This window comes from Streptomyces sp. NPDC048361 (genome assembly GCF_040651795.1).
Classification (GTDB): Bacteria; Actinomycetota; Actinomycetes; order Streptomycetales; family Streptomycetaceae; genus Streptomyces.
Genome location: NZ_JBEZKW010000113.1, coordinates 1 through 8952 on the forward strand (window position 1 = coordinate 1; position 8952 = coordinate 8952).

8 protein-coding genes are annotated in these 8952 nt (G+C 71.9%); 5 read left to right on the top strand and 3 right to left on the bottom strand.

What is annotated here, in order from left to right; all coding sequences use genetic code 11:
• Positions 1–33 precede the first annotated feature (33 nt).
• Together AB0D31_RS34060 and AB0D31_RS34065 are read right to left on the bottom strand one after the other, a co-directional pair.
• Positions 34–1290, bottom strand: a complete 1257-nt coding sequence (locus tag AB0D31_RS34060) for a glutamine synthetase family protein (protein WP_362730633.1) — start codon at positions 1288–1290, stop codon at positions 34–36.
• A gap of 97 nt (positions 1291–1387) precedes the next feature.
• Entirely contained in the window at positions 1388–2974 is a 1587-nt protein-coding gene (locus AB0D31_RS34065; protein ID WP_362730615.1) for an ATP-dependent DNA ligase, read from the bottom strand.
• 71 nt (positions 2975–3045) lie between these two features.
• Between AB0D31_RS34065 and AB0D31_RS34070 the strand changes: the two genes are divergently transcribed.
• The 3 genes from AB0D31_RS34070 (at position 3046) to AB0D31_RS34080 (ending at position 5386) form a co-directional block, all read left to right on the top strand.
• Positions 3046–3474 carry a ribonuclease gene (locus AB0D31_RS34070; RefSeq protein ID WP_362730618.1) on the top strand — a complete coding sequence of 143 codons (429 nt, stop codon included), beginning with the start codon at positions 3046–3048 and terminating at the stop codon, positions 3472–3474.
• Positions 3471–3815, top strand: coding sequence for a barstar family protein (locus AB0D31_RS34075; RefSeq protein WP_362730621.1), 345 nt, complete (start codon positions 3471–3473; stop codon positions 3813–3815). Before AB0D31_RS34070 ends, AB0D31_RS34075 begins: the two co-directional genes overlap by 4 nt.
• 89 nt (positions 3816–3904) lie before the next feature.
• Positions 3905–5386: a GuaB1 family IMP dehydrogenase-related protein gene (locus AB0D31_RS34080; RefSeq protein ID WP_362730624.1), complete on the top strand. Its 1482-nt coding sequence runs from the start codon at positions 3905–3907 to the stop codon at positions 5384–5386.
• A gap of 13 nt (positions 5387–5399) precedes the next feature.
• Here the strand turns inward: AB0D31_RS34080 and AB0D31_RS34085 are convergent, their stop codons facing one another.
• Complete coding sequence (locus tag AB0D31_RS34085; protein ID WP_362730627.1) at positions 5400–6476, bottom strand: GDSL-type esterase/lipase family protein; 1077 nt, start codon at positions 6474–6476, stop codon at positions 5400–5402.
• Between the two features lie 361 nt (positions 6477–6837).
• Between AB0D31_RS34085 and AB0D31_RS34090 the strand changes: the two genes are divergently transcribed.
• Together AB0D31_RS34090 and AB0D31_RS34095 are read left to right on the top strand one after the other, a co-directional pair.
• Positions 6838–8307: an amino acid permease gene (locus AB0D31_RS34090; RefSeq protein WP_362730630.1), complete on the top strand. Its 1470-nt coding sequence runs from the start codon at positions 6838–6840 to the stop codon at positions 8305–8307.
• A 10-nt stretch (positions 8308–8317) separates the two neighbouring features.
• Positions 8318–8773 carry an Lrp/AsnC family transcriptional regulator gene (locus AB0D31_RS34095; RefSeq protein WP_261714895.1) on the top strand — a complete coding sequence of 152 codons (456 nt, stop codon included), beginning with the start codon at positions 8318–8320 and terminating at the stop codon, positions 8771–8773.
• The last annotated feature ends 179 nt before the right edge of the window (positions 8774–8952 follow it).

The following is an 8952-nucleotide window of genomic DNA, read 5'->3' on the forward strand; positions in this document are numbered from 1 at the left end:
GCCGTGACAGTGGTGGTCGACGAGCGGCAGCACTCAGTACCTCCCGCGCGTGGCCTCGGCGATCTCCGCCGGCGTACGGCCGTCAAAGAGTTTCGTCTCGGCCTGGCGCACCGAGACGATCGCCTCGAAGAGCGCGTCGCCGAGCGCCTCGCGCAGCACCGCCGACCCGGTGAAGTGGCCGAGCGCCTCGGGCAGGGAGCCGGGCAGCCGCCGGGCGCCCGCCGAGGCGACCGGATCGCCCGCCACCGGCTCGGGCAGGGTGAGGCCCGCGTCGAGGCCGGCGAGCCCGGCCGCGATGACCGCGCCCGTCACGAGGTACGGGTTGGCGGCCGGGTCGAACGACTTGACCTCGGCGTTGGCGGCGCCCTCCGTGCCGGGCGGGCCGGGCACGAAGCGCAGCGCCGCCTCCCGGTTCTCCGGCCCCCAGCACTGGAAGGCGCCGGCCCAGCGCGACGGCGCGAGGCGCAGGTAGCTCGCGGGGCTCGGCGCGCCGATCGCGAGCAGCGCGGGCAGCGCGTCGAGGATCCCGGCGAGGAAGGCCTCGCTGGCCGCGGTCATGCCGGACGGGCCGTCGCCGCCCCGGCACAGGTTGCGGCCGTCCCGCCACAGGCTGAGGTGGAGATGGGCGCCGTTGCCGACGCCCTCGGGGTCGATGACCGGGCCGAACCACGGGGTCAGCCCGTGCTGGAGCGACACCGCGCGGATCGTCTCGCGTACGAGCACCGCGAGATCCGCCGCCCCCACCGGATCCGCCGGGGCCACCGACACCTCGAACTGGCCCGCCGTGTACTCCGGGTGGATCTGCAACACCTCGACACCCTGCGCTTCGAGAGCGCCGAGCACATCGCCCACGTACTGTGCACGCTCCACGATCCGCGCCATCCCGTACGCCGGTCCCGCGAGCGGCGGGTCGACCACCCACTCCGTCTCGAAGCCCATCCGCAGCTCGATGCCGCGCTCAGCGGCCCGCTCGGTCATCCGGCGCGTGAACAGCCGCTGGCAGGCCTCGTACGGCTCGCCCGACTGCTCGAAACGGTCGGCGGGCGCCCACGCCCAGCCCGGCTGCGCGGCGAGCACCGTGAGCCGGTCCAGGTCGGGGATGAGCCGCAGATCGCCGTCGGGGCCGCCGATGTGGGCGCTGGTGGTGACCGAGTCGTCCACCAGATACACGTCGAACACCGGCGACATGCCCACGCCGTGCGCCGCGACCTGCGCGAGCCGGGTCGTCGGCACGGCCTTGACGCGGGTGAGCCCCGCGACGTCCACCCAGGTCAGCGCGACCGCCCGCACCCCTTCCGCGGTGAGCCTCGCGGCCGCCAACCCGGCCTCCTGGGACCGCCGTTGTGCCTGTTCGAGCCGCCCCGTGCCGTGACCGTGCTCCACCGGTTCATTCCCTTCCGTCGCGCTGCGGATCCTCCCCCCTGTCCGGGCCAGGCCGAGAACGTGGGAGAGCGACGACCGTCGCGACCGTGTCCGCTTCCGAGGCCCTTTTGTCCTCGCGATAGCGCACTACCCGTGCGAACCGCAGTGTGACCCCTTCCGGGTACCGCGATGATCTCTGTACGCCGTCGAAGGCCACCTCGACGACGAGTTCCGGCCGTACCCGCACCCCCCAGGGCTCCTCCGCCACCGCCAGCTCCCGCAGCCGCTCGGTCTGCCAGGCGAGCAGGACATCGGTGAGCCCCTTGAACGTCTTGCCGAGCATCGCGAACGTGCCGTCCTCGCGGCGCGCCCCGAGGTGCAGATTGGACAGGAAACCGGTGCGCCGGCCGTGACCCCACTCCGCCGCGAGGACCACCAGGTCGAGGGTGTGCACGGGCTTGACCTTCAGCCACGAGGCGCCGCGCCGGCCCGCCGTGTAGGTCGAGTCGAGCGCCTTGAGGACCACGCCCTCGTGGCCGAGCTCCAGCGTCTGGGCGGCGAACTCCTCGGCCCCGCGCCGCTGTTCGGGATCGGCCGGGTCCCGCACCACATACCGCTGTACGCGCCGGGGCGCGGGCGCGATCCGGGCCAGCTCCGCGTGCCGCTCGTGCACCGGCAGATCGAGCAGGTCCCGTCCGTCCACCGACAACAGGTCGAAGAAGACAGGGGAGAGCGGCAACCGGTCCTGGGCGCCGGCGACATCGAGCCGGGAGCCGACGCGCCCGGCGATGTCCTGGAACGAACGCGGCCGGCCGTCGGGGCCGAGGGCGATCACCTCGCCGTCCAGGACGGCGCGCGCCGCCGCCAACTCCCGTGCCGCCGCCACCACTTCGGGCAGCCGCTCGGTGATCTCGTCCAGGGTGCGGGTGAAGACCCGTACGGCGTCACCGTCCTTGTGGACCTGGGCGCGGATGCCGTCGAGCTTCTCCTCGACGGCGCACGGCCCCAGCCGGTCGAGCCCCTCGCCGACGTCCTTCGCGGTGTGCGCCAGCATGGGGAGCACGGGCCGGCCCACGTCGAGCCGGAACGCGGCTAGCGCCGCCGGGCCCTCGGCGAGCAGGGCCCGGGCGACCGTGCCGAGCGAGCCGCCCAGCATCACGGCGCGCCGCACATCGGCGGCGGGCGCGCCGGCCGCCGCCGCGAGCCCCTCGACGGCGGCCGCGTCGAGCGCGCCCTGGCGCACCTCGCCGACGATCAGCGCGACCAGGAACTCCTGCTCCTCGGCGGTGGCCGCCGCCATCAGCTCCCCGGCCAGCCGCTTGCGCTCGCCCTGCGCGCCCTTCCCGGCCACCGCGGAGATGCGGTCGAGGCGTTCGTCCACGTCCTGGACGGTGAGCGAGGGCTCGGCGGCGGGCGGCGGGCGGTCCTTGAGGGTGCTCCAGCCGAGCCCGGTACGCCGCTGGGGCAGCCGCCCCGCCAGATAGGTCACCACCAGCGGAGCCTCATCGGGTTCGGTGGCCGAGAAGAGCCGGGCAAGGAGCGCGGACTTCTCCGAGCGCGATGAGGTGGCGGCGATCTCGGCCGAGGTTCCGGCCACGTCGGCAAGGAGCATGACTCCATCGTGACCCGGAAACATCACTCCACGCATTCGCTCACGCCACCGCCTGATGGGAGCATCGGCACATGATCAACAGGTTGGCCCGGCTCGCCCTCGCCCCGGTCCTCGTGTGTCTGGCGGTGCTGCTCGCCGGCTGCGGCGGCAAGGACACGGCGAAACCGGCGGGCTCCCCGCACAACGCATCCGCCTCCGCGTCGGCCCCCGGCTGGTCCAAGGGCATGGCCACGGTCCCGGCAGGCGCGCTGCCGGCCGAGGCGCGCAGGACCCTCGCCCTCATCGACAAGGGCGGCCCGTTCCCGTACAGCAGGGACGGCGTGGTGTTCGGCAACGTCGAGAAGCTCCTGCCGCAGCACAAACGCGGCTACTACCACGAGTACACCGTCCCCACCCCGGGCTCGCGCGACCGCGGGGCACGGCGCCTGATCACGGGGCAGAGTGGCGAGTTCTTCTACACCGGCGACCACTACAAGACGTTCAAGGCGGTGCTGCGATGACGGCCGAAGCGTTCGACTCCGTACGGGCCACGGGATGGCTCGTCGACCTCCTCGACCTGGAAGGGGTGACCGGGAAGGCCGCCTTCATGGACCGCGTGGCCACCGCGCTGCGGTTCCCCGACTGGTTCGGCCGCAACTGGGACGCCCTCGCCGACTGTCTCGGCGACCCCGACTGGGGCCCGGCCGTTCCCGGCCGTCTCCTGGTCGTGACGCGCTGGCAGGAGTACGCGGCCGGGCGGCCCGACGAGTGGGCCATCGCCCTCGACGTCCTGGGCGGCGCGGCCGTGTCGGAGCCGCACGGAACCCTCGCCGTACACCTCGCGCTCGGAGGATCGCACTAGGCCCTGTGCCGGGTCCCTGGACGATCGGCCCGGGCAGCGCAATCGTACGAACATGGGACAATGAATTACGTGCTTTTCCCCTCGCTGAAATGCCGGGGGCCACCTCGAACGACTGGGATGTTCAGCACGTGCGTTTCCTCAACGACATCAAGCCGCCGTACGACCTGACGTACGACGATGTGTTCATGGTGCCGAGCCGCTCCGCGGTGGGCTCCCGCCAGGGCGTCGACCTGGCCTCCCCTGACGGCACGGGCACCACCATCCCGCTCGTCGTCGCCAACATGACCGCGATCGCCGGGCGCCGCATGGCCGAGACCGTGGCGCGCCGCGGCGGCATCGTCGTGATCCCCCAGGACATCCCGATCGAGGTCGTCACCGAGGTGATCTCGTGGGTCAAGACGCGCCACCACGTGCTCGACACCCCGATCGTCCTCGCCCCGACCCAGACCGTCGCCGACGCGCTCGCCCTGCTGCCGAAGCGGGCCCACAACGCGGGCGTCGTCGTCGACGCCGACCAGCGGCCCATCGGCGTCGTCACCGATGCCGACCTGACGGGCGTGGACCGCTTCACCCAGCTGTCCGAGGTCATGGCGAAGGACCTGGTGCTTCTGGACGCGGACATCGACCCGCGCGAGGCCTTCAACAAGCTGGACGGCGCCAACCGCCGCTACGCGCCCGCCGTGGACAAGGACGGCCGCCTCGCCGGCATCCTCACCCGCAAGGGCGCCCTGCGCGCCACGCTCTACACCCCGGCCACCGACGCCGGGGGCAAGCTGCGCATCGCCGCCGCCGTCGGCATCAACGGTGACGTGGCGGGCAAGGCCAAGCAGCTCCTGGACGCCGGCGCCGACACGATCGTCGTGGACACCGCGCACGGCCACCAGGAATCGATGATTGCCGCGATCAAGGCCGTCCGCGGCCTCGACCCGCAGGTCCCGATCGTCGCGGGCAACATCGTCGCCGCCGAGGGCGTGCGCGACCTGATCGAGGCCGGCGCCGACATCATCAAGGTGGGCGTCGGACCCGGCGCCATGTGCACCACCCGCATGATGACGGGCGTCGGCCGCCCGCAGTTCTCCGCGGTCCTGGAGTGCGCCGCCGAGGCGAAGAAGTTCGGCAAGCACGTATGGGCCGACGGTGGGGTGCGCCACCCGCGTGACGTCGCCATGGCGCTCGCCGCCGGCGCCTCCAACGTCATGATCGGCTCCTGGTTCGCCGGCACCTACGAGTCCCCGGGCGACCTGCACACCTCGGCTGAGGGCCACCTGTACAAGGAGTCGTTCGGCATGGCCTCCGCCCGCGCGGTCAAGAACCGTACGAGCGACGAGTCCTCCTACGACCGCGCCCGCAAGGCCCTGTTCGAGGAGGGCATCTCCACCTCGCGCATGTTCCTCGACCCGGCCCGCCCGGGCGTCGAGGACCTGATCGACTCGATCATCGCGGGCGTCCGCTCCTCCTGCACCTACGCCGGTGCCTCCTCACTCGCCGAGTTCGAGGAGAAGGCGGTCGTCGGCATCCAGTCCGCCGCCGGCTACGCCGAGGGTAAGCCGCTCCACAACAGCTGGAGCTAGTCGCTCACCGGAGTCAGTCGCCCACCGGTACGGCCCGGAGCCCCCGTGAGTCCTCTCGCGGGGGCTCCGGCATGTGCGGAGCAAGCGCCTTGGCCACCGCCGCGCCGAGCAGGGCATGGCCCTCGTCGGTGGGGTGCAGCCCGTCGGCGAGGTGCTCCGGGGTCAACAGGCCGTGCCCGCGCAGCAGATGGAGGTGCTCGTCGCCCTCCGCGATGAGCGCACGGACGGCGCCCTCCAGGGCGGCGCGCAGCTCCGCGAGTGTCGCGCCCAGCGCGTTCGGCGTCACCTCGGCCTCCGGATGCACCAGCGGGGAGACCACGAGCAGCGGGGTCGTCCGGTGCCCCCGCCGCACGAGCCGCACGAAGGCGAGGACCGTCTCGTACATCAAAGGGGCCGAAAACGGCACCGGGGACCAGCAGTTGGTTCCGAAGGCGAGCGTGAGGACATCGGCGGGAAGCCGGGCGAGCTGTTCGGCCGTGGCGAGTTCGCCGCGGCCGCCGCCCGCGTAGCCCAGGTTCACCGTGTCCAGGCCGAGCGCCCGGCCCGCGACGGCCGGCCAGGCGTGCGCGGGACGGGTCGACCACCAGCCCTCCGTGATGGAGTCCCCGTACACCACCCAGCGCGGCCTGGCCGCGGCCGGCGCGACGTCGCCGCCGACCCCTCGCACCCCGACGACCACCGGCGCCTGCGTCTCCGGCGGATGGATGGTGAACGGGCCGGGGGAGCACGGCAGTTGAAGCCGTACGTGACCCTCCTCGTGCGGGGTCACCGTGGCCTCGCTCAGACAGGTGTCGCCCTGCCACAGCGCGAAGGTGTGCGCCAGATCGTGCAGCGCCTCGCCCTCCGCGGGCACGTTGGCGCGGTAGCGGAGCTCCACCGCCGTGGCGCCTCGCGCGGTGAACTCGATCCGCGTGCCGATGGGCAGCGCGGCCCGCTCCGCGGTGTCCCACGGCAGCCGCATCACGTCGTCGGGATCGGCTCGGACCGGCTGCCCGTCGGAGTCGAGCCAGGCCACCCCGCGCAGGAAGGGGGCCGGATCCAGCCAGCCCGCGGCCGGCCCGTCGGCGATCTTGTGCGGCACGTGCTCCATGGGGCGCGACCCTGCAACAGGGCTGACGAGGTGTCAAGGCGACACCGTGACCAGGACCACTTCGCGGGCCCGGGAAACCGGCCCTGAGCAGGGCGTACGCACGGATCGAACGTTGATGTGCAACAAACACCCATCCGTCGCGGTTGAGCGCAATGATCAGCCAGCAATGCGCAAGGTTGCTGCATTACGACCGGGAACAAGAACCCCATAGGGTTCTCGCCGTACGTGGAGTGGCGGGGACCGCCTGCTCGGCGGAACCGGCCACGGATGGCTTCATGCTGCCCGGAATATCCCCTCGTGGGGAAGGCCGGGCCGTCGCGGTCGCCCGCCGTCCGATTGGCAGCGATAAGGAGCCACCTCAGTGTTGGATCACGGCGCAGCGCCACCCTCGACCGATGCACCCGCCGCCGGGGGCCCGCGCCCCGGTCGCGGTCTGATGCGGCGCAAGCCGGTGGAGCTGCTGGTCGCGGAGGGTGGTCAGGGCGAGGGCGGTTCGCTCAAGCGCTCGCTCGGCATGTGGCAGCTGACCATGATCAGCATCGGTGCGACGCTCGGCACCGGCATTTTCGTGGTGCTCGGGGAGGCCGTCCCCAAGGCCGGCCCCGCCGTCACGATCTCGTTCGTCATCGCCGGGCTCACCGCCCTCTTCTCCGCGCTGTCCTACGCCGAGCTGGCCGGCTCCATCCCGGTCGCGGGCTCCTCGTACTCGTACGCTTACGCAACGCTCGGCGAATTCATCGCCTGGATCTGCGGCTGGTGCCTGATCCTGGAGTACGGCGTCTCGGTGGCGGCGGTCGCCGTCGGCTGGGGGCAGTACCTCAACGAGTTCCTCGACGGCACGATCGGCGTGACCATTCCCGACGCGCTGTCCGCGCCGCCCGGCGGCGGCGGGATATTCAACCTGCCCGCCCTGATCGTCGTGGTCCTCGCCATGGGTCTGCTCCTGGGCGGTGCCCGCGAGTCCGCCCGCATCAACACGATCATGGTCGGCGTGAAGATCGCCGCCCTCGTGCTGTTCTGCGTGATCGGCTTCATGGGCTTCAAGTCGGGCAACTACTCCGACTTCATGCCGCTGGGCCAGGCCGGGGTCACCGGCGCCGCCTCCACGCTGTTCTTCTCCTACATCGGCTTCGACGCGGCCTCCACCGCGGGCGAAGAGGCGAAGAACCCCAAGAAGGACCTGCCGCGCGCGATCATGCTGTCGCTGGTCATCGTCACCGCGCTGTACGTGCTCGTCGCCTTCGTCGCCGTCGGCGCGCGCCCCTGGAAGCAGTTCGAGGGCTCCGAGGCGGCGCTCGCCGGCATCATGAAGGACGTCACCGGTCACTCCTTCTGGGCCACGCTGCTCGCCGCCTGCGCCGTGATCGCCATTGCGAGCGTCGTCCTGACCGTGCTCTACGGCCAGACCCGCATCCTGTTCGCCATGTCACGCGACGGGCTCGTGCCCAAGGTGTTCGCCAAGGTCAGCCCGCGCTCCGGTACGCCCGTCGCCAACACGCTGGTCGTGTCGCTGTTCTGCGGTGTGCTGGCCGCGGCGGTGCCGCTCGGCAAGCTCGCCGACGCCACCAGCATCGGCACGCTCTTCGCGTTCGCGCTGGTCAACATCGCGGTCATCATCCTGCGCCGTACCCGCCCCGACATGGCGCGCACCTTCCGGGTGCCGCTGGGCTGGACCGTGCCGATACTCGGCTTCGTGAGCTGCGCCTACCTGATGTGGAACCTCGACCTGATCACCTGGGAGTACTTCGGAGGCTGGATGGCCGCCGGACTCGTGATCTACTTCGGATACGGCTACCGCCGTTCCAGGCTGGCCACCGCCTCACAGAAGTGATCCACCCGCAGTGCGACTCAATGACCTCGATGAACGCATCGTCCACGCGCTCGCCGAAGACGCCCGGCGCTCCTACGCCGACATCGGCTCCCTGATCGGTCTGTCCGCGCCCGCCGTCAAGCGGCGCGTCGACCGGCTGCGGGCCGAGGGGGCCATCACCGGGTTCACCGTGCGCGTCGACCCGGCGGCCCTGGGCTGGGAGACCGAGGGTTTCATCGAGATCTACTGCCGTCGCAACACCTCGCCCGACGCGATCAGGCGGGGGCTTGAGCGGTATCCCGAGGTCGCGTCCGCCTCCACCGTGACCGGTGAGGCGGACGCGATCGTGCAGGTCTTCGCCTCCGACATGCGGCACTTCGAGCGGGTGCTTGAGCGGATTGCGGGCGAGCCGTACGTCGAGCGCACGAAGTCCGTGCTGGTCCTCTCCCCGCTCCTACGCCGCTACACCTCCGGCTCCCCAGCCTGACCCCCCTGACGGCGGGGCGTTTTCCCACCCACCTCCCGTGCGGCTACGTGAGGGTGCGGCCCCTTGGGCTCCGCCCCAGACCCCGTCCGCGCGTTTCCCCACCCACCTCCCGTGCGGCTACGTGAGGGTGCGGCTCCCTGGGGCTCCGCCCCAGACCCCGTTCGCGCGTTTTCCCACCC

What these genes read in the sequence shown, in the direction of transcription:
- AB0D31_RS34080 (WP_362730624.1), top strand. Translation starts at nt 3,905, where the DNA reads ATGCCGGGGGCCACCTCGAACGACTGGGATGTTCAGCACGTGCGTTTC.
- AB0D31_RS34085 (WP_362730627.1), bottom strand. Translation starts at nt 6,476, where the DNA reads ATGGAGCACGTGCCGCACAAGATCGCCGACGGGCCGGCCGCGGGCTGG.
- AB0D31_RS34075 (WP_362730621.1), top strand. Translation starts at nt 3,471, where the DNA reads ATGACGGCCGAAGCGTTCGACTCCGTACGGGCCACGGGATGGCTCGTC.
- AB0D31_RS34065 (WP_362730615.1), bottom strand. Translation starts at nt 2,974, where the DNA reads ATGCTCCTTGCCGACGTGGCCGGAACCTCGGCCGAGATCGCCGCCACC.
- AB0D31_RS34070 (WP_362730618.1), top strand. Translation starts at nt 3,046, where the DNA reads ATGATCAACAGGTTGGCCCGGCTCGCCCTCGCCCCGGTCCTCGTGTGT.